Annotated in this window: 18 protein-coding genes; 13 read left to right on the plus strand and 5 right to left on the minus strand. The window is 73.4% G+C overall.

Translation table 11 applies throughout. The features are described 5' to 3' along the window. Window positions 1-26 precede the first annotated feature (26 nt). Window positions 27-929 carry an LLM class F420-dependent oxidoreductase gene (locus tag ACIBQ6_RS30195; RefSeq protein WP_352361378.1) on the minus strand — a complete coding sequence of 301 codons (903 nt, stop codon included), beginning with the start codon at window positions 927-929 and terminating at the stop codon, window positions 27-29. Window positions 930-1028: 99 nt separating this feature from the next. Between ACIBQ6_RS30195 and pgm the strand changes: the two genes are divergently transcribed. Further along, window positions 1029-2657 (plus strand): phosphoglucomutase (alpha-D-glucose-1,6-bisphosphate-dependent), encoded by a 1629-nt coding sequence (pgm, locus tag ACIBQ6_RS30200; RefSeq protein ID WP_397216000.1) that lies wholly within the window; start codon window positions 1029-1031, stop codon window positions 2655-2657. 85 nt (window positions 2658-2742) lie between these two features. Here pgm and ACIBQ6_RS30205 read toward each other — a convergent pair whose 3' ends face one another. Together ACIBQ6_RS30205 and ACIBQ6_RS30210 are read right to left on the minus strand one after the other, a co-directional pair. Further along, entirely contained in the window at window positions 2743-3441 is a 699-nt protein-coding gene (locus tag ACIBQ6_RS30205; RefSeq protein ID WP_397216002.1) for a DUF2786 domain-containing protein, read from the minus strand. A 13-nt stretch (window positions 3442-3454) separates the two neighbouring features. Next, complete coding sequence (locus tag ACIBQ6_RS30210) at window positions 3455-4690, minus strand: hypothetical protein (RefSeq protein WP_358285701.1); 1236 nt, start codon at window positions 4688-4690, stop codon at window positions 3455-3457. A gap of 408 nt (window positions 4691-5098) precedes the next feature. Between ACIBQ6_RS30210 and ACIBQ6_RS30215 the strand changes: the two genes are divergently transcribed. The 3 genes from ACIBQ6_RS30215 to ACIBQ6_RS30225 are packed head-to-tail and all read left to right on the plus strand — an operon-like array spanning window position 5099 to window position 7332. Beyond that, window positions 5099-6268: a cytochrome P450 gene (locus ACIBQ6_RS30215; protein WP_352322574.1), complete on the plus strand. Its 1170-nt coding sequence runs from the start codon at window positions 5099-5101 to the stop codon at window positions 6266-6268. A gap of 18 nt (window positions 6269-6286) precedes the next feature. Beyond that, window positions 6287-7057 (plus strand): HAD family hydrolase, encoded by a 771-nt coding sequence (locus ACIBQ6_RS30220; RefSeq protein ID WP_397216004.1) that lies wholly within the window; start codon window positions 6287-6289, stop codon window positions 7055-7057. After that, window positions 7054-7332 carry a DUF4031 domain-containing protein gene (locus ACIBQ6_RS30225; protein WP_352361368.1) on the plus strand — a complete coding sequence of 93 codons (279 nt, stop codon included), beginning with the start codon at window positions 7054-7056 and terminating at the stop codon, window positions 7330-7332. Before ACIBQ6_RS30220 ends, ACIBQ6_RS30225 begins: the two co-directional genes overlap by 4 nt. On the opposite strand, the gene ACIBQ6_RS30230 is transcribed toward ACIBQ6_RS30225, so the two are convergent. Continuing rightward, on the minus strand, window positions 7329-7976 hold the full coding sequence (locus tag ACIBQ6_RS30230) for a metal-dependent phosphohydrolase (protein WP_397216006.1): 648 nt from the start codon (window positions 7974-7976) through the stop codon (window positions 7329-7331). The genes ACIBQ6_RS30225 and ACIBQ6_RS30230 overlap by 4 nt on opposite strands. Before the next feature lie 132 nt (window positions 7977-8108). Here ACIBQ6_RS30230 and ACIBQ6_RS30235 point away from each other — a divergent pair, with 132 nt between their 5' ends. After that, window positions 8109-8528 carry a hypothetical protein gene (locus tag ACIBQ6_RS30235; RefSeq protein ID WP_352361364.1) on the plus strand — a complete coding sequence of 140 codons (420 nt, stop codon included), beginning with the start codon at window positions 8109-8111 and terminating at the stop codon, window positions 8526-8528. Between the two features lie 248 nt (window positions 8529-8776). Continuing rightward, on the plus strand, window positions 8777-10030 hold the full coding sequence (locus ACIBQ6_RS30240; RefSeq protein ID WP_397216008.1) for a hypothetical protein: 1254 nt from the start codon (window positions 8777-8779) through the stop codon (window positions 10028-10030). A gap of 3 nt (window positions 10031-10033) precedes the next feature. Here ACIBQ6_RS30240 and ACIBQ6_RS30245 read toward each other — a convergent pair whose 3' ends face one another. Continuing rightward, the gene (locus ACIBQ6_RS30245) at window positions 10034-10600 is read right to left on the minus strand and encodes a sigma-70 family RNA polymerase sigma factor (protein WP_352327786.1); all 567 of its coding nucleotides are present in this window, start codon (window positions 10598-10600) and stop codon (window positions 10034-10036) included. A gap of 188 nt (window positions 10601-10788) precedes the next feature. Here ACIBQ6_RS30245 and ACIBQ6_RS30250 point away from each other — a divergent pair, with 188 nt between their 5' ends. From ACIBQ6_RS30250 to ACIBQ6_RS30280, 7 genes are all read left to right on the plus strand, one after another. Continuing rightward, window positions 10789-11505 carry a Crp/Fnr family transcriptional regulator gene (locus tag ACIBQ6_RS30250; RefSeq protein ID WP_358285691.1) on the plus strand — a complete coding sequence of 239 codons (717 nt, stop codon included), beginning with the start codon at window positions 10789-10791 and terminating at the stop codon, window positions 11503-11505. 22 nt (window positions 11506-11527) lie between these two features. Then, window positions 11528-12847 carry an oxygenase MpaB family protein gene (locus tag ACIBQ6_RS30255; protein WP_358285689.1) on the plus strand — a complete coding sequence of 440 codons (1320 nt, stop codon included), beginning with the start codon at window positions 11528-11530 and terminating at the stop codon, window positions 12845-12847. Then, the gene (locus ACIBQ6_RS30260) at window positions 12844-16062 is read left to right on the plus strand and encodes an ATP-binding protein (RefSeq protein WP_397216011.1); all 3219 of its coding nucleotides are present in this window, start codon (window positions 12844-12846) and stop codon (window positions 16060-16062) included. The genes ACIBQ6_RS30255 and ACIBQ6_RS30260 overlap by 4 nt, the downstream gene beginning before the upstream one ends. Before the next feature lie 61 nt (window positions 16063-16123). Beyond that, on the plus strand, window positions 16124-17956 hold the full coding sequence (locus ACIBQ6_RS30265; protein ID WP_397216013.1) for a glycoside hydrolase family 15 protein: 1833 nt from the start codon (window positions 16124-16126) through the stop codon (window positions 17954-17956). A gap of 57 nt (window positions 17957-18013) precedes the next feature. Continuing rightward, window positions 18014-18757, plus strand: coding sequence for an SDR family NAD(P)-dependent oxidoreductase (locus ACIBQ6_RS30270; protein ID WP_397216015.1), 744 nt, complete (start codon window positions 18014-18016; stop codon window positions 18755-18757). 93 nt (window positions 18758-18850) lie between these two features. Further along, on the plus strand, window positions 18851-19162 hold the full coding sequence (locus tag ACIBQ6_RS30275; RefSeq protein WP_397216017.1) for a hypothetical protein: 312 nt from the start codon (window positions 18851-18853) through the stop codon (window positions 19160-19162). A gap of 198 nt (window positions 19163-19360) precedes the next feature. After that, window positions 19361-19690 carry a hypothetical protein gene (locus ACIBQ6_RS30280; RefSeq protein WP_397216019.1) on the plus strand — a complete coding sequence of 110 codons (330 nt, stop codon included), beginning with the start codon at window positions 19361-19363 and terminating at the stop codon, window positions 19688-19690. The last annotated feature ends 9 nt before the right edge of the window (window positions 19691-19699 follow it).

Raw genomic sequence — 19699 nt, forward strand, 5'->3', positions numbered from 1 at the left:
TTGCCGGAGTTTATTGAGATGTCCCCCTATGAACCCTTCGACGCGCCGATGAGCAGCTCACGGGTGCGTTCCCGCTCGGCGAAGGTCGCGCCGACGAAGTCGGTCACCCCGGCCTGGCGCAGCCGTTCGAGCTGGGCGAGCACGGACTCCTCGTCGCCGACCACCGCGACGTTCCCGGGCCCGGCGGCGCCCTCGCGGTCGAGCATGGCCCGGTAGGAGGGCAGCGTGCCGTAGACGGCGAAGATCTCGTTGGCGCGCTCGACGGCCGCGGCGGGATCGTCGGTGACGCAGACGGGCAGCGCGCAGACGATCCGCGGCGCCGGGCGGCCCGCCTCCGCGGCGGCGGCGGTGATGGTCGGGGCGACGTGCTCGGCCACCGTCTTCGGGCCGGTCATCCACAGCACCGTGCCGTCGGCGACCGTGCCGGCCAGCTTCAGCATGCGCGGGCCGAGGGCGGCGATGAGCACCGGGAAGCCCGCGCCCGGCGTGGTGAGCCGCACATCGGCCCTGATCGTCTCGCCCGCCGCCTTGACCTGCTCGCCCCGGCTGGCCGGGAGCAGCACGTCGAGGTACTCCTTCATGTGGCGGTAGGGACGCTCGAAGCTGAGGCCGAACATGTGCTCGATGACGACCTGGTGCGACAGGCCGATGCCGAGGGCCAGCCGGCCGCCGAGCGCGGCGTTGGCCGTCATCGCCTGCTGGGCCAGGGCCGCCGGGTGCCGCGGGTAGGTGGGCACGACGGAGGTGCCGAGCTCGATGCCGGGCACCTGGGAGCCGGCCACGGCCAGCGCGGTGAGGGCGTCGAGGCCGAAGATGTGGGACAGCCAGGCGGAGGCGAAGCCGTCCTCGGCCGCCTGGGCGATCTCGTCGCGGAGCGCGCCGAGCGGGTCGGGCCCTTGCCGTTCATTCAGGAAATATCCGAAACGCATGGAAACAGAACTCCGTTCTGGAGGCAGACGCGCCTGTATCTTCCCACGCCGCCGGGCGCGCTCACCCGTACGAAGGGGGCGGATTTGTAAAGTGGCCTCATGACGCACGATCGCGCAGGACAGCCCGCCCAGCCCGCCGACCTGGTCGACGTCGCCCGGCTGGTGACCTCCTACTACGCCCTGCACCCCGACCCCGCCGAGGTGGCGCAGCGGGTGGCGTTCGGCACGTCGGGCCACCGCGGGTCCTCGCTGCGGACGGCCTTCAACGAGGACCACATCCTGGCCACCAGCCAGGCCATCTGCGAATACCGCGCCTCCCAGGGCACCGACGGGCCGCTGTTCCTGGGCATCGACACGCACGCGCTGTCCGAGCCCGCCCGCGTGTCGGCGCTGGAGGTGCTCGCGGCCAACGGGGTCGAGGTGCTGATCGACTCCCGCGACGGCTACACGCCGACCCCCGCCGTCTCGCACGCCGTCCTGCGACACAACCGGGGCCGCACGTCCGGGCTCGCCGACGGCGTGGTGGTGACGCCGTCGCACAACCCGCCCTCCGACGGCGGCTTCAAGTACAACCCGCCGCACGGCGGCCCCGCCGACACCGACGCCACCTCCTGGATCCAGGACCGCGCCAACCAGCTGCTGGCCGACGGCATGAAGGGCGTGTCCAGGATCTCCTACGCCAAGGCCCTCGACGCGGCCGGCCGCTACGACTTCCTCGGCGCGTACGTCGACGACCTGCCGTCCGTGGTGGACCTCGACGCGATCAGGTCGGCCGGGGTGCGCATCGGGGCCGACCCGCTGGGCGGGGCGAGCGTGGCCTATTGGGGCGAGATCGCCGAGCGCCACCGCCTCGACCTGACCGTGGTCAACCCGCTGGTCGACCCCACCTGGCGGTTCATGACGCTCGACTGGGACGGCAAGATCCGCATGGACTGCTCGTCGCCGTACGCGATGGCGTCGCTGATCGCCCAGCGCGACAGGTACGACATCGCCACCGGCAACGACGCCGACGCCGACCGCCACGGCGTCGTCACCCCCGACGGCCTGATGAACCCCAACCACTACCTGGCCGTCGCCATCTCCTACCTGTACGCCCACCGCGAAGGCTGGCCCGCCGCGGCGGGGGTCGGCAAGACGATGGTGAGCAGCGGCGTCATCGACCGGGTCGCCGCCTCGCTCGACCGGCGCCTCTATGAGGTGCCCGTCGGTTTCAAGTGGTTCGTCCCCGGGCTGCTCGACGGCTCCCTCGGGTTCGGCGGCGAGGAGAGCGCCGGGGCCTCGTTCCTGCGGCGCGACGGCTCCCCCTGGTCCACCGACAAGGACGGTCTCATCCTCGCCCTGCTGGCCTCGGAGATCCTGGCCGTGACCGGCGAGTCGCCGAGCGCGCACTACCACCGCCTGACCGAGCGGTTCGGCGAGCCCGCCTACGCCCGGGTCGACGCGCCCGCCACCCGCGAGGAGAAGGCGGTGCTGGCCAAGCTGTCGGCCGACCAGGTGACGGCGTCGTCGCTGGCCGGCGAGCCGATCACGGCGGTGCAGACCGCGGCCCCCGGCAACGGCGCGGCGCTCGGCGGCGTGAAGGTCTCGACCGAGAACGCCTGGTTCGCCGCCCGCCCGTCGGGCACCGAGGACGTCTACAAGATCTACGCCGAGTCCTTCAAGGGCCCCGACCACCTGGCCAAGGTGCAGGAGGAGGCCCGTTCGCTGGTCTCGGCCGCGCTGGGCTGAGCGACTGAGCGGCTGGGCGACTGAGCGGCTGGGCGACTGAGCGGCTGGGCGACTGAGCGGCTGAGCGACTGGGCGGCTGAGCGGCTCAGCGGGACAGCTCGCGGGCGGTGGCGGTGGGCATGCCGGTGCGTCCGAGGTCGGCGTGCCGGCCCGCCAGCACGCCCGCGCGGTAGCCCGTGCCGCTGGTCGTCGGGACGGACATGCGGATGCGCGGATAGTGGGCGGCCACCGCCAGGTCGACCTCGGCCCGGCGGTCGGCCAGCACCAGCGCGGTGCCGGCCCCGGCGGCCTCGGCCTCGGTCGCGGCGCGCGACTCGGCCTCGCGCAGCAGCCGGTACACCTCGTCGGTGAACCCCAGCAGCCACGAGCGCCGGTAGGCCCGCGCGGCGGCGAGCTCGCCCGGCGGCCGTACGCGGGCCAGGCCGGAGGCCATCTGCAGCAGCAGCGACGTGGCCAGCACGTCGGCGCGTTCGAGGTCGGCGGCGAAGCCGAACACGTGCACCCGCTGGCCGCCGTCGCCGCGGCCGATCAGCAGCGGGCGGCAGCGGACGGCCTGGGCCACCAGGCTGACCAGGCGGGCCTTCTCCCTGGCCCACGGGGCGGGCAGGGTGACGATCCGGTCGCCGGGGGTCTGGCGGGCGCCGGGCGGCGGGAGGGTGTCGATTCCGTACTTGGCCATCAGGGCGGAGGCGGCCGCCAGGAAGGTGGCCCGCTCGTGCTCGTTGTCCGTGCGTTCGGCCTTGGCCAGGAGTTTCCTGACGCGTTCGAGCGTGCGCTCCCGCAACCCCGAGCTCCCCCTACTTGGCCAGCACCCGCCCGTCGTCGGCGATGGCCGGGAAGGCGCCGGTGTCGACGATGCCGTGCTGCTGGTACAGAGCCTCGATCAGGGCGTGCGCCTGCGGCTCCAGCTTCCACAGGGCACGATACTCGCGCGCGGTGGCCAGCGGGACGCCGATCTCCTGGGCGATGTCCACCGAGCGCGGCACGATGCGCTTGGCGATCTGCCGGTCCCAGAACTCGCGGGCGGCCCTGATCTGGGCGGCGCGCTGGGCGGTGTCGACGACCTGGGGGGTGGCGTCGAACACCTCGACGTCCTCGTCCTCGTCCTCGACGAGCTGGGCCAGCGCGGGCGGCAGCGCCGGGCGGGCGGGCACGGGACGGTGGTCGGCCTCCGGCTCCCACGGCACGCGCGGGTCGGCGTCGATGAGCGCGGTGGTGTTGTACAGGGCGGCGATCTGGGCCAGCAGCGCCTCCTGACGCTGCTGGTCGACGGCCAGCCCGGTGTGCTCGACGGCCTGGTCCATGGCCTTGTCGAGCCTGGCCAGCGCGCCGCGCATCTTGCGCTCGGAGGCGCCGCTGTCGCGCAGCGCCTTGGCGCGCTTGGCGGCCAGGGCGACGCGGGTGAGCCGGCGGTGGGCGTCGACCTCGGAGGCGGTGCGGTCGCTGACCTCGGCCAGGCCCATGCGGACGAGCAGGCGTTCGGGGGTCAGGCGCCAGTTGATGCGGCCGGTGCCGCGGATGCGGTGGCGTTCGATGGCCATGCCGCGTTCCCAGAGCCAGGCGGCGACCAGCGGGGCGGCCAGGCGGAAGACGGCCTCGGGGAGGCTGCGGGCGTCCATGCTGGACAGGACGGCGGTCAGGCAGGTCAGCGCCCAGACCGCGATGCCGTCGATGCCGGCGGAGAAGTTCTCCCGCATGTTGCGGCGGGCGCGGACGGCCGAGGTGATGATGGCGACCTCGATGAAGGCGAACAGCAGCAGCCGGAGCGGTCCGTCCAGGCCCAGCACGTCCCCGGAGAAGCGCCACATGCCCTGGGCGGACACGCCGGTGGCGATGGAGGCGGCGACGACGGTGAGCACGTCCTCGACGGGACGGGGGGCGACGTAGCGGGCGAATAACCAGGTGCCCGCGCGCCAGGCCATCCGGAGCACCAGGAACGCCAGCACGAGCCCGGCCAGGCCCAGCAGGGCGATGACGGCGGTGGCGAACGGCTTCTCGGCGACGAAGGCTGCTATTTCCTCAAAAGTCGGCATCAGTCACTATCCGCGAGGCTCAACTCCAGCTTGTCTTGGGACGAGATCATCGCAGACTGTCGCCCCCTTGTACGCCAAACGCCACCGATTTCCCCTGTCTCCCACCGGTTCCTGTGACACACGCCGTACCAGAAGGGGGTTGTGGCTAGTCGGCGGCGAGCGACCCGGCGCACAATGAGGCGCACCCCGGCCTCCCGCACGGCCTCCCGCACGGCCTCCCGCACGGGATCACGCGGCGGGCGGCCGGACGCGCGGCCAGATGGACGATCGGGCGGGTGGCCAGGTGGGACGTGAGAGTGAGCGGCAATTTCGTCCTTTCGGAGGGCAACAGCCGCCTGTCCGGATGGGACCATCTACCGAGGGATTTATCCCAACATAGTGCGATGTATCCCAGCAGGACGGATATCCATGTCTGACTCAGAGTTCCCCTTCGTCCAGTTCATGCGCGAGGACTTCGACCCGGTCGCCGAGCTCGGCCGCATCCGGGCCGAGCACGCCGTCTTCCCCATGAAGATCCCCGGCGACCAGACCGTGCACCTGGTCACGCGCTGGGAGGACGTACGCGGTGTGCTCGGCGACCACGAGCGGTTCAGCAACGACTTCGCCGGCATCTCCGGCCTGGGCTCCAACCAGGAGGACCCCGGCGGCCTCGGCTTCCGGGACCCGCCCGAGCACACGCGGCTGCGCAAGTACCTGACCCCCGAGTTCACCATGCGCCGCCTGCGCCGGCTGGAGCCGCGCATCGAGGCGATGGTCGAGGAGCACCTGGACCGCATCGAGGCCAAGGGCCCGCCCGCGGACCTGGTCGAGGACTTCGCGCTGCCGATCCCGTCGCTGGTGGTGTGCGAGCTGCTCGGCGTCCCGTACGAGGAGCGCGCCGACTTCGTCAGGATCAGCAAGGACCGGTTCGACCTGTCGGCCGGCCCCGAGGCGTCCCTGCAGGCGATCAACGACGCGATGGCGTACCTGGTGGACCTGGTCGCCCGCGAGCGGCGCGACCCCGGCGAGGGCCTGCTCGGCCAGCTCCTGCGCGAGCACGGCGACGACCTCGACGACCGCACGCTGGCCAGCATGTCCGACGGCCTGCTCACCGGCGGCCACGACACCAGCACCAGCATGCTCGCCCTCGGCGCGCTCTGGCTCATGCGCCACCCCGAGCAGGCCGCCAAGGTGCGCGAGGTGGACGGCTATGTCAACGACGTCGTCGAGGAGCTGCTGCGCTACATGACGGTCGTGCAGGTGGCCTTCCCGCGCTTCGCCCGCGAGGACCTGGAGCTGCACGGCGTGCCGATCAAGAAGGGTGAGATGGTGCTGTGCTCGCTGACCGGCGCCAACCGCGACCCCTCGCTGGGCCCCGACATGGACGAGGTGCGTCCGGGCCGCGAGACCGCCCGCTCGCACCTGGCCTTCGGCCACGGCATCCACCGCTGCATCGGCGCGCCGCTCGCCCAGATGGAGATGCGCATCGCCTTCCCCGCCCTGCTGCGCCGCTTCCCGGACCTGCACGTCTCGGGCGAGGTGCCGTTCAGGGAGCTGGCCATCGTGTACGGGGTCAAGGAGCTACCCGTCGCCTGGTAGAGCGGTTACGTTCACAGTGTGAACGAGCCCGTCATCGATCTGGCCTCGATCCGCGCCGTGGTGTTCGACATCGACGGCGTGGTCACCGACACCGCCCGGGTGCACGCGGCCGCCTGGAAACACGTCTTCGACGCCTTTCTGCGCGGCCGCTGCGACCCGTTCGACATCCGTGACGACTACCTCCGGCACGTCGACGGCCGGCCGCGGCTCGACGGCGTGCGCACCTTCCTCGCCGCGCGCGGCCTCACCGTGCCAGAAACCGTGCCCGAAGGCGGTCCCGACGACGAGCCGGGCGCGCCCACCGTGCACGGGCTCGGCCTGGCCAAGGACCAGATCTTCCTCGCGCAGGTGGACAAGTACGGCGTGGCCGCCTTCCCCGCCACCGTGGCCCTGCTGCACGAGCTGCGCCACCGGGGCGCCCGCACGGCCGCCGTCTCGGCCAGCCTGCACGGCCGCCGGCTGGTCACCGCCGCGGGCGTGGCGCACCTGTTCGACCTGGTCGTGGACGGCGGCGACGCGGCCCTGATGAACCTGCCGGGCAAGCCGGACCCCGCCCTGTTCCTGGAGGCCGTGCGCCGCCTGGCGCTGCCCGCCGGACGGGCCGCCGTGGTGGACGCGGCGCTGCCGGGCGTCCAGGCGGGCGGCAAGGGCGGATTCGGGCTGGTCGTGGCGGTCACCCGGGACGGGCCGGGCGACGCCGCCGCGCTGGCCGGGCACGGCGCGCACGTCGTGGTGCCCGATCTGGGCGAGCTGGGCGTGCGCGGCAGGGTCCTACCCTTGAGGGCGTGACGGTTCTGATCGATCCCCCCGACTGGCCGGGGCCGCGCGGCCTGATGTGGTCGCACCTGGTGAGCGACAGCTCGCTGGAGGAGCTTCACGCGTTCGCGGCCCGGCTCGGGGTGCCGGGCCGGGCCTTCGACCGGGACCACTACGACGTCCCGGAGACCGTGCACGCGCGGGCGGTGTCGCTGGGCGCCGAGCCGGTCAGCTCGCGCGAGCTGCTGCGCCGCCTGATCGCCGCCGGTCTGCGCCGCCGCAAGCGCCACGACGCCGGCGCGCCCTAGTCTCCCGCGAGGCGGGCCAGCTCGGCGGTCATGTTGGCGCGGGCGGGTTCCTCCCACAGCTCGCGGGCCCGGTCCGTGCGGTAGAGCCGCGGCGCGGCCAGCAGCCTGCGCAGCACCTGCGCGCGGCCCTGCCGGAACAGGTCGTCGGGCACGTGCGCGTACTCGCGGCGGATGTCGGTGGCGTAGGCATCGTAGCCGGGACGGCCCAGCACGGCCAGGTCGGCGTCGCACAGCACGGCCCCGTCGCGGTCGCCGGCGGCCACCGTGTCGTGGGCGGCGGTCAGGCGGACCAGCCGGGCGGTCGCGGCGATCCGGCCGGGCGGCACCCCGCAGCGGGGCAGGCGCGCCTGGGCGAGCTGGGCACTGCGCTCCTCGTCCCAGCCGGGCCTGCCGTCGTAGACGGCGTCGTGGAACCAGGCGGCCAGGCGCACGGCGGCGGCGTCGGCGGCCTCCCCCGCCAGGTCGTCGACGGCGGCCAGCACGGCGGCGAGATGGGCGAGGGTGTGGTAGCGGCGGTGGGGTTCGGCCCAGCGGGCGATCAGCTCGGCGCCGGCGGCCCGCGCGGCCGGGGAGCCGCCCGCGAGCGCGAGCCACCCGGCGGCGAGCCGGGCCTTCGACGCGAGGTCCGGGCGGTCGTCGATCATGCCTCCACCGTAGTGGCCGGGGTGGTGCGTCCCGGCTTTGTGTCCTTGAATACACCCGGTATTTACCCGGCTGTCCCACCGCTCTGCCTCTCCGTACGGGGACCTGGTTCCCCCCGGAAAGGAGACAGCGACATGGCGACCGGTGAGTTCCAGGTGATGAAGGTTCCGGCCGAGCAGTTGAGCGGCGTGCTGCACGGTCAGGTTGTGGACCCGGGCGCCCAGCCCACGAACGTCGTGAGATGCGGCGAGGGCTGGACCGTTGACGTGAGCTGGGAGGTCGCCGGCGAGCTGGTCGACTGGCTGGCGGGGCGGTGGCACGTGGAGATCATCGCCGACCTGCTGGGAGGTGGTGAGACCCGTCATCCCTCGCCTCCCGTGGAGATGACGTTCACCCCTGGCTCGGGACGGTACACCGCGTCGGTCCCGATGCGCGGCCAGCTCGGCCCGGGCACCTATGACCTGGTGGTCAACCTCACCACGACGACGGCCGCCGGCTCCGCGGGGGCGCTCGGCGGCTTCGTCGTGATCAGCAAGATATCGGTGCGGGAGTAGCCGGCCGCCGCCCCGGGCCCCTCCCGGGGCGGCGGGCGCTCCGGCGGGGGCTCGGATCGCCCTGCAACCGCACCGCAAGTCACCCGCCCTACGCTCCGGGCGGCGGTCACGGGGAAAGCGGGACCGCCGCCCTGTATCTCACGTCACCGGACACGCTCTGACCCGGTGAGGATCGACGGTCCCAGGGGGGACCACTGACGGGAGACCTCATGTCCGAAGTGGAACAAGCGCTTGCGCCAGGCGCTCCGATGACGGCGGACGACGTGCTGCGCATCGCCGCCTGCAAGGACAGGAACCCTGCGCTTGAGGCCATGGTCATCGCCCATGGCTACCACCGTGTCGCCGGGGACCTCGCCCAGCACCTGGGCCAGGACGCGACCAACTGGTACTGCTACGCCAAATGGACCTCCAAGGCGGTCGCCGAGAGCCTCGACCTGACTCCGGGCTCGCCCTTCCTGACCGGTTTCGGCGACCGGCTGCACGTGCCCGCCCGCCTGCGCCGCCTGTTCCGCGCCATGTTGCTGACCCTGCTCGGCCCCAGCTACCGGCTCGGGCTGGCGCTGGCCAACCGGGCGATCTTCCTGGAGACCGCCAGCCTGGCGGCCAACCTGTGGAACGGCACGCCCGACTGCTACGTCAAGGTGAGCCCGGAGTCGGAGAACACGCCGATGCCGCCGGAGTTCCTGTCCGGGCTGCTGGAGGAGGCCGACGAGCGCTACCTGCGGGACGCCGCCCTGCTGCTGCGGCAGGCGCACGCGGCCACCGACCCCGACGAGCGGGCCGAGCTGATGTTCGGGGCCAGTGTGGCGCTGTCGGCGTACGAGCAGAAGCGCGCGCAGAAGGCTCTGGAGCTGGTGCTGTACCGGCCGGTGCGGTGGCTGACCCGGATGTCGTGGCGGTCGCTGCGCTCGCTGGTGACCCGGCGGCCCTACCCGCGCTTCCCGCTGTTCAGCGCCCGGCACGAGGACCAGCCGTGGCTGACGCGCGTGCTGGAGGCCAAGTGGTCCTCGCTGTACACCCGTCACCTGTTCGCCGTGCGCACGCCGCTCAGCGACGTCAGGGTCGGCCGGCCGCTGGCCCCGCCGCCGGGCGTGGACATGGCGCTCGCCTGGCGGCCGATCAGGAACGAGAAGGTGCGCAAGCTCGCCGAGGAGTTCATCCCGGACGACGTCGAGCAGGCCACGACCGGGGTGACCGACTGGGTGTCCTACCCCGACCGCATGCGCTTCATCGTCGGCTACTTCCGCACCTACCAGCGGGTGGGCGCGCTCTACGACCCGCCGTTCGGGCCGGAGCTCACCGCGGCCCTGGAGGCGGAGACGGCCCGCGGCGCGCTGCCGGAGCCGGTCCCCGAGGCGCCGCGGGCCGACCGGCTGCTCCCCGGGACGCGGCGCACGATGTACGCCTTCCCCGAGGAGACCGATCCCGACGCCTACGAGATGGCGCGCTTCGACTTCGAGCCCTTCCTGGAGGCGATCCCTCTTGACCGGTCAGGAAACTAGGACTCAGTCCAGGAAGTCCCTGGTGATCTCGCGGTCCTGCAGCAGCCCGCGCAGCCTGGCGAAGCAGCGGGCGCGGGTGGGGCCGATGCTGCCGACCGGCCGGCCCAGCCGGCGGGCGACGTCCACGTAGTGCGGCTCGGAGGTTTCCGTGAGTGCTCGAAACAGCACGCGCTGGGCCGCGGGCAGCTCCTCGACCAGCTCCTCCAGCGTGCCGGCCAGCCAGATCCTGGCCAGTTCCCTGTCCACGTCGTCCGTGCTGCCGAGCGTGTCGAGGTCGGGCGTGCAGATCTCCCGGGTGCGCCTGGTCAGCTTCAGGCACTCGCGGAAGGCGATCGTGGCCAGCCAGCCGGGCATGCGCTGGGGGTCCTCGACGCTCTTGAGGTTCTGCCAGGCCAGCAACCAGGTGGTCTGGAGCACGTCCTGGGCGTCCTCGTGGCCGAGCCGGAAGCGCCGGATCCTCGACCGCAGCATCGGCGTGAACTCCTCGACCAGCCGCTCCCACGCCTGGGCGTCGCCCTCCTGGGCGTCCGACACGAGGGTGGCGGTGTCGCGGCGCTCCAACGTATCCAACTGCATCATCGTCTCCCCGCCGGCCGGGGTCCTCGGGGGTCAACCTCGTTCGACCGGCCCCCCAACGGTGCTCCCGGCGGCCTTCGCGCACTGTCGCGGACGACACAGTGCGGGTGTGGCGCTCGTCACATTCGGGAGATCGCTTACCACTTACTGCCCGATCGGCGTTCGCGTCCTAAAGTTCTTCCATGAGCGCCAGCAGCGGGGCGGTTCCACACGACGTCCAGGCGGTCGCCGCCGTGCTGGCGGAGGTCCCGCTGTTCCGTGTGCTCGGACCGGCCGGGATCACCGGCACCGTGCGCGCCGGGGTGGCGCGCAGATACCGCAACGGGCAGATCATCCTGCACCAGGGCGATCCGGGCGAATCCCTGTACGTGCTGCTCGACGGCCTGGTGAAGGTCGTCTTCACCACCGAGCACGGCGACGAGATCGTGCTCAACATGCTGGGCCGGGCGGAGACCTTCGGCGAGATGGCGCTGCTGGACGACTCGCCGCGGTCGGCGTCGATCATCGCCGTACGCCCCTGCTGGATCTTCGCGCTGCCCAGGGCGCGGCTGCTGGAGCTGATGCGGGAGCATCCCGGGCTCGCCGACGAGTTCCTGCGCATGCTCGGGCAGATGGTGCGCAGGCTCACCGGGCAGGCCGCCGACCTGGCCTTCCTCGACCTGGGCGGGCGCCTGGCCAAGCTGCTGCTGCAACTGTCGGTCAAGCGCGGCCAGACCCAGGGCCCGGTCGTGGACATGCCGGGGCTGACCCAGTCGGACCTCGCCGCGCTGATCGGCGCGTCCCGCCCGGCGGTCAACCGGGCCCTGCAGTCGCTCGCCGCCCGCGGCCTCATCGCCATGAAGGGGCGGACCATCACGTTGCTGGACGTCGAGGCGCTGCGCAAACGCGGAGGTCTCTGACCGGATCTGGAGTACGCCGAACATGAACGAGCACGACAACGCCCCCGCCGAGCGCTGGCCGGCGGAACGGTTCCGGCAGTTACGGCAGCAGGCCGACCCGGACATCGACAAGATCGTGGCCGGCTACCTGGAGACCAGGCCCGAAGGGGAGAACGCGCTGTCCCTGCTGCGCGCGGTCGTGGTGGAGCTCGGCCGGGCCAAGCGGGAGGCGCGGGCGCCCTCGGGCGAGACCGGCCCCTCGGCCATCTTCGACGCCATCGACTTCGACAAGGACCTGCCCGAGTGGGGCCAGGACGCCGAGCTGCTGGCCCGCGGCCAGGCCGTCTTCTCCGACTACGGGCTGTACCAGTCGGTCGCGCTGTTCTGCAAGTGCCTGCCCATGGCCTACGTCGAGATCTCCAGCGCCAAGGTGCTGGCCGGCGTCTCCGACCTGGCGACGCACAGCCTCACCCGCCGGGTCGCCGAGACCGGCCAGATGCTGGTGGACGTCATGGGCCTGAAGGCCACCGACAGCCTGCGGCCGGGCCGTCCCGGGCACACGACGGCGATCGGGCTGCGCATCCTGCACTCGTTCGTGCGCGCGCTGGCCACCGAGCACTTCGGCGACGACTGGGACACCGCCAGGTTCGGCCCGCCGGTCAACCAGGAACTGCTGCTGGCCACCATCTTCGACTTCTCGGTCGTCACGTGGGAGGCTCTGGAGAGCATGGGGGTGCGCCTCAGCGACGACGACAAGGCCGCCCACCTGTACACGTGGAGCGTCTTCGGCCACCTCATGGGCGTCGAGGCGTGCCGCGACCGGCCGCTCACCCTCGACGACGTGCCGCCGGTCAGCGAACGGCTCGGCCGCCTGTACGAGTCGAGCGACGAGGGCCGCAGGCTGATGGCCGTGCTGCTGGCGGAGATGGAGGAGTTCATGCACCTGGGCTGGCGCAAGCTGCCGCGCAGCCTGGTGCACTGGGTCTTCCGCGACGCCCGCTACAACGCCGCCCAGGTCCCGGCGCTGCTCGACGTGCCGCCGCCGGCGTGGTGGTTCAACGCGCTGTTCGCCGCGGCCAGGGCCGGCAACCGGTACGGCCGCCTGATGGGCCCGGTCGACGCGGTGGTGCGCTGGCTGGTGCGCCGGGCGGGCAAGCACATCGTCATCGCCATGATCGACCGCTACTCGGGCGGCCACGCCGCCTTCCAGATCCCCGAGGAGCTGGCCGCCCAGTGGCGCGTCCGGCAGTCGAAGACGGCGCGCCGCACGCGCAGGCTCCGCCACAGCGTCCGCAAGGGCGTGCGGAAGGGCGTGGGCAAGACGGCCAGGGCCCCCGTGCGGAAGGAGGGACCACCCGCGTGAGCACCCCGCACGAGCCGGGCACGCTGACCACGGCCACCATCCTGTTCACCGACGTGGTCAGCTCCACAGCCCTGCGGATCAGGCTGGGCGAGGAACGCGCGAACGTCGTCTTCCGCCGGCTCTACCAGCTCCTGCACTCGGTGGTGACGGCCAGCGGCTCGACGTTCACCAAGAGCCTGGGCGACGGGCTGATGGCGGTGTTCGGCTCGGCCACGGCCGGGCTCGACGCGGTCATCGCCGTCGAGCAGGCCGTCGCGGCCGAGAACGAGCGGGCGCTGGAGAAGATCTCGATCAGGGCCGCGCTGGCGGCGGGCGACGTGTGCTGGGGCGCCGACGACGTCAGCGGGCTGCCCACGGTCGAGGCGGCCCGGCTGGTCGCGGTGGCCGAGGGCGGCCAGGTGCTCTGCACCGACCTGGTGCGCCGCCTGGCCCAGGGCCGCAGCCGGCACGAGTTCAAAGACCTGGGCCGGCTGCCGGGCAAGGGCCTGCGGGAGCCGATGCACACCTACGAGCTCCACTGGCAGAGCGCCGACAACCAGCATGCCGGCGGGCTGGCGCCCTGGCTGGACAGCGGGCACGTGCTGCCGTTCGTCGGCCGGGACGAGGAGCTGCGGGCGCTGGAGGAGGAGCTGGGGGCGGCCGAGTTCGGCAGCGGGCTGGTGATCCTGCAGGGCGATCCGGGGGTCGGCAAGACCCGGCTGGCCTCGGTCGTGGCGCGGCGGGCGCTCAAGCGGCAGTTCACCGTGCTGGCGGGGCGGTGCACCGATCCGGCGCGGCAGGCGTACGAGCCGATCGCCGGGGCGGTCGAGCGGCTGGCCCGCACCTCGCCGGCGCTGTTGTTGCGGGCCGGGGTCGACCAGCAGTGCGGGCAGCTCGTCCGGCTGGCGCCCTCGCTGGCCGCTCCCCCGCTGTCGCTGGCCGTCCCGCCCGCCACCGAGCCGGTCTCCGAGCGTTACCACCTGATGGCCGCGGCCCGCACGCTCATCGAGCGCCTGGCCACCGTGCGGCCGGTGCTGCTGGTGATCGACGACCTGCAGTGGGCGACGCTGGAGTCGCTGCAGATGCTGCACTCCCTGATGTGGGACGCCGACTCGCTGCCGCTGCTGATCCTGGCCACCTCGCGCCCGGTGCCCGTCGAGTCGGCGATGCCCGAGCTGCACAAGCTGACCGCCGGCGGCCGCCTGGTGCAGGTCTCCTCCTTCGGCATGGACGAGGTCAGCCGGGCCCTGTCGGAGGTGCGCAGCGACGGCGACCCCGAGCTGCTGTACCGGATCACCGGCGGGAACGCGTTCCTGGTCACCGAGGTGGCCAGAGAGCTGGCGGCGGGCGCCGACCTCGACGCGCTGACCGTCCCCGACTCGGTCACCCGCATGGTCCGGGCGCGTCTGGCGCAGCTCCACCCCGACGCCCGCGACCTGGTCAGCCTCCTGGCCGTGGGCGAGCGCATGGAGTCGGCCGCGCTGCGCCTGGGCCTCGGCCTGGACGAGGCGCGCTTCGTCGCCGCCGTCGAGGAGGCCATGGGCGCGGGCCTGGTGACCATGGCCGACGGCGGCCAGTGCCAGTTCTCCCACGAGCTGACCCGCACCGCCCTGTACGCCACGCTGTCGGCCCCCCGCGCCGGGCTGCTGCACGGCCGGGTCGCCGACGCCCTGTGCCAGGCCGACCCGCAGGCCATGAAGTCGCGCCCGTACGTCGTGGCCACCCATCTGCTGGCCGCCGCCGAGCACGGCCGCGACCCGCGCCGGACGGCCGAGGCCGCCGAGGCGGGCGTGCAGGCGGCCCGCCACGCGCTGGCCGGGCTGGCCCACCGCGAGGCGGTCACCTGGTACCAGCGGGTGCTCGGCCTGCTGGCGGACTTCCCCGGCGCCTCCCCGGAACGGCGTGCCGAGCTGCTGATGGACTGCGGCCGGGCGATGTGGCTGGCCGGGCACCCGGAGGCGCGCGAGACCCTGCACCAGGCCGCCGAGCTGGCCAGGGAGTGCGGGCGCGACGACCTGATCGTGGTGGCCGCGCTCGGCGGCGACCGCGGCTTCTCCAGCATCTCCGCCGCCCCCGACCAGCGCCGCATCGCGCTGCTGACCGAGGCGCGCAAGCTGGTCGACTCGACCGACCTCAGCACCCGGGCGCTGCTGGCCGCCCTGCTCGCCTCCGAGCTGATCTGGGCGCCCGACGGCGAGCGGCGCTTCGCGCTGAGCGACGAGGCGGTGGCGCTGGCCCGCAAGTCGGGCGACCCGCGCACGCTGGCCAGCGTGCTCGGCATGCGCAGCCTGACGATCATCCCGGCCGACCCGCTGCACCAGCGCCACCGCGACGGCGACGAGATGCTGGAGGCGGCCCGCCGCACGGGCGACGACCTGGCGCTGTTCCACGCCTACGTCCAGCGCACCCCGCCGGTGCTGGACAGCGGCGACACCGCGCGCGCCGCGACACTGCTCGACCAGGCCGACGAGCTGGCCCGCCGGCTGGCCCAGCCGCAGCTCAACTGGCTGATCGGCTACTCCAGGGCGGGCCTGACGCTCATGCAGGGCGACCTGGCCCAGGCCGAGACCGAGGCGCTGTCGGCCATGCGGCTCGGCACCGAGATCGGCCGCCGCCTGGAGGCCGTGGCCATCTACTCCGAGCAGATCTCCGAGATCCGCCGGCTGCAGGGCCGGTTGTGGGAGCTGCGCGACCGGCTGCGCCGCGCCGCCCAGGCGCCGCGCGTCGATCCGGTGCACGCCGTACTGCGCTACCTGTGCGAGATGGGCGACGAGGAGGCCGGGCCGCTGCTCGACCGCATCCTGGCCGACCGCGGCGGCGTGCCGCCGCGCAACATGGCCCACCGGCCCGCCCTGGACAACCTGGCCGTGGCCGCCGCGCGGCTGCGCCGTCCCGAGCTGGCCGAGCGGCTGTACGCGTCGCTGGCCGCCGACGGCGAGACGTTCGGCCACGGCACGGTCGCCCACCATTGCGGCCACCACTACCTGGCCCACCTGTGCGTGACGATGGGCGACCCGGCGCGGGCGAGCGAGCACTTCGAGGCCGCCGCCGAGGTGCACGAACGCAGCGGGGTGCCGCTCATGCTGGCCGAGTCGCTGCTCGACTGGGCCGACCTGCTCGACACCGCCGACGTCGGCGGCCCCCGGCCGGCCGCGCTGCGCGAGTGGTGCGCCTCCCTGCTGCCGGGCCGCGGCGCGCTCCTGCTCGACCGGCGGCTGCCCGCGCACCCCGTTTAACCTGCGGCGACATCGGGCAACCCGGCACGGGGGGCGCGATGAAGAGGTACGGGGTGCACGGATGGCCGGGGGATTTCCACCGATCGGGGCGTACGCGTTCCTGTCGGACTGTCACACGGCGGCACTGGTCGCGCCCGGCGGGGCGGTGGAGTGGATGTGCGCGCCGCGCTTCGACGGCCCGAGCGTGTTCGCGCGCATCCTCGACCGGCGGCTCGGCGGGGCGTGGGAGTTCGACGTGGCCGGCGCGCGGGTCGAGGAGCGCGGCTACGTCGAGGAGACGCTGGTGCTGCGCACCCGCTGGGTCGGCCGCGACTGCGAGGTCGTGGTGCACGACTTCTTCGCCATGTCGCCGCCGGGGACGGGCGGCAGCGGCGTGGTGCCCGTCCGGCTGCTGGTGCGGTGGGCCAGGTGCGAGCGGGGGCGGGCGGTCGTGCGCTCGCGGGTGCTGGCCAGGCCCGACTACGCCACCCGCGAGGCCCGCTGGACGCCGCGCGACGGCGTGCTGGCCGAGGAGTCCGGCCTGCTGCTGACCGGCATGGCAGGGGTGACGGAAGGGGTGGCCGACGGGCCGACGGCACGGCCGATGGCCGAGACCACGCTCGGCGCGGGCGAGTCGTGGGCGGTCGCGCTCGACTACGCGGGTCAGGGGCACGCGCCCGTCAGCGCCCCCGAGCGGCTGCTGGCCGACACCGTGCGGTCGTGGCGGTCGTGGTCGTCGCGGTCGGCCTACGACGGGGTGGGGGCGCGGCAGGTGCGGCACAGCGCGGTCGTGCTGCGCGGGCTGCTGTTCGACGAGAGCGGCGGGCTGCTCGCGGCGCCCACGACGTCGCTGCCGGAATGGCTCGGCGGGCAGCGCAACTGGGACTACCGCTACGTGTGGCACCGCGACGCCGCGCTCATGGTGCTGGCGCTGCTGCGCCTGGGCCATCGCGAGGAGGCGGGCCGCTACCTGACGTTCCTGCTCGGCCAGTGCGCGATCCACGAGGGCGACCTGCCGCCGGTCTTCGGCGTCGGCGGCGGGCCGGTCGCCGGCGAGACCGTCCTCGGCCATCTGGAGGGGTACGCGGGCTCGCGTCCGGTGCGGATCGGCAACGGCGCCGCGGGTCAGCACCAGCTCGACGGCTACGGCCACATCCTGGACGCGGCCATGGCCTACCACGGCGTGACCGGTGAGCTGAGCGGCGGCCCGGTGTTGTGGCGGCTGGTGGAGCGGGCCCGCGAGCGGTGGCGGGAGCCGGACGCCGGCATCTGGGAGGTGCGCGGCGGCGAACGTCACTGGACCTACTCCAAGCTGTACGCCTGGGTCTGCTTCGACCGCGCGGTCCGGCTGGCGGAGGCGACCGGCGAGCCCGGCCTGCCCCTGGCGCAGTGGCGGGCCGAGCGCGCGGCCGTCCGCGCCGAGCTGCTGGAGCGCGGCTACAACGCCGACGTCGGCGCCTTCACCCAGTCCTACGGGTCCGACCAGGCCGACGGCTCGCTGCTGCGGCTGCCGCTGCTCGGCTTCCTGGACGGCGACGACCCCCGCGTGCTCGGCACCCTCGACCACATCCAGGCCCGCCTGGGCGAGGGCGGCGCGCTCGTGCACCGCTACGACCCCGAGACCACCCGCGACGGCGTGGACGGGCCGGAGGGGGCGTTCCTGATGTGCTCGTTCGAGATGGTCTCGGCGCTGGTGCTGGCCGGCCGGACGGCCGAGGCCCGCGACCGGTTCGAGACGCTGTGCGCGCGGGCCGAGCCGCTCGGGCTGTTCGCCGAGGAGATGACCGGCGACGGGCACATGGCGGGGAACTACCCGCAGGCGTTCACGCATCTGGCGCTGATCGAGGCGGCGCTCAACCTCGACGCCTCCGGCACCGTCGACGCCCTGCACGACTGGGCCGAACACGGCGGCTGACCCGGCGCCTGCGGGGCCCGCGGAAGCCTTCGGCGGGCGGCTGCTAGGGTGCGGCGGGTGAGCGGTCGCGCGGTACTCGTCACGGGAGCGTCCAGGGGCATCGGCAGGGCGGTGGCGATCGCGTTCGCCGCCCAGGGTGACCGGGTCGCGGTCCACCATCGCGACTCGGCGCGGGCGGCCGAAGGCGTGCTGGGCGAGCTGGCCGGCTCGGGGCACGTCGTCGTCCAGGCCGATCTGGCCGACGCCGAGGGCGTGCGGCGCATGGCCGACGAGGCGGCGGGGGCGCTGGGCGGGCTCGACGTCCTGGTCAACAACGCGGGCGTCTACCATCTCCACCCCATCACCACGACGTCGTACGAGGAGTGGCAGGCCGCCTGGCGCCAGGCGTTCGAGGTGAACCTGATGGGCCCGGCGAACCTGGCCTGGTGCGCCCTGCGCCACATGCGCGCCGGCGGCCGCATCGTCAACGTCAGCTCCCGCGGCGCCTTCCGCGGCGAGCCCGACGCCCCCGGTTACGGGGCCAGCAAGGCGGGTCTGAACGCGATGAGCCAGTCGCTGGCCGTCGCCCTCGCGCCGCACGGCATCGCGGTCGCCGCCGTGGCCCCCGGCTTCGTGGCGACGGACATGACCACCGAGCACCTCAAACCGCCCGCGGGGGACGCGATCCGCGCGCAGAGCCCGTTCGGCCGGGTCGGGGAGGCGGACGAGATCGCCGCCGCCGTGCTCTACCTGGCCTCACCGGCGGCCGAATGGGCCAGCGGCACCGTCCTCGACCTCAACGGCGCCTCCTACCTTCGTTAACGCCCGGAAATATCGGAAACCCCCCATTTTTCGGCCTGGCCGGGTAGCTTGCCGCACGGAGATTCCCGAAGACCGAGAGGACGACCGGTTTCGATGAAAACGCGCAAGCACATCGCACGGCTCATCGTCGGCGCGGGCACGCTGGCGGCGGTGCTCGCCGTGAGCGGCGGGGTGGCCCAGGCCGCCGGACCGTACCCGTACGCGGGGGCGGACGACGTCGGCCGCCGGCTGACGGTGTGCGCGGACGACCTGATGGTCCGCGACTTCGTCGGCACCCTCCACCGGGGCCAGACCTTCACCGTCAAGGGCTTCGACGGCGCCTACAAGGAATGGGTGTACGGCTTCGCCTACGGCGACGTCAACGCCAACGGCTGGGTCGAGAACGGCTGGTTCTGCGACGCCTGACGGCCCCGCGTACACCCCGGCCCGTGACCAGCAACGCCCTGGTCACGGGCCTTTTGCGGCGCCGGTCCGTACGGCGCGGTAGCGCGGCACTACATCCGTCGTCGTAGACGCGGCCGGCATTTGATCCCGCTGGGGTAGCGGCAGATGAGTCCGCCGGTGGGACGCCACGGAGCCCCGGCCCGACGACGATTACCAGACATGAGAACCCGAGTCAGGTACCTCCAGGGCGCCGCGCTACCGGCGACCGGGCTGCTCGCGGGCGCGTTCGGATACGGCGCCGCCGACGTGGTGCCCACGTTCGGCGCCGTGCCGCTGGACGTGCGCCTGACCTTCCACACCACGATGATGAAGGTCAACGAGCCGGTCATGCAGAGCGCGATGACCCTGGCCATCCTGACCACCTTCGGGCTGGCGCTCGCCGGTCGCGACCTGCCGCGCCGGCCGGCTTCCGGCGCCGCCGCGCCGGCCGCCTTCGTGCCGGTCGTCGTCGCCGCGGTCGCCGCCCGTCCCTCGACCTCGTCCCGTTAGGAGAACCGT

The organism is Nonomuraea sp. NPDC049655 (assembly GCF_044465465.1).
Taxonomy (GTDB): domain Bacteria; phylum Actinomycetota; class Actinomycetes; order Streptosporangiales; family Streptosporangiaceae; genus Nonomuraea.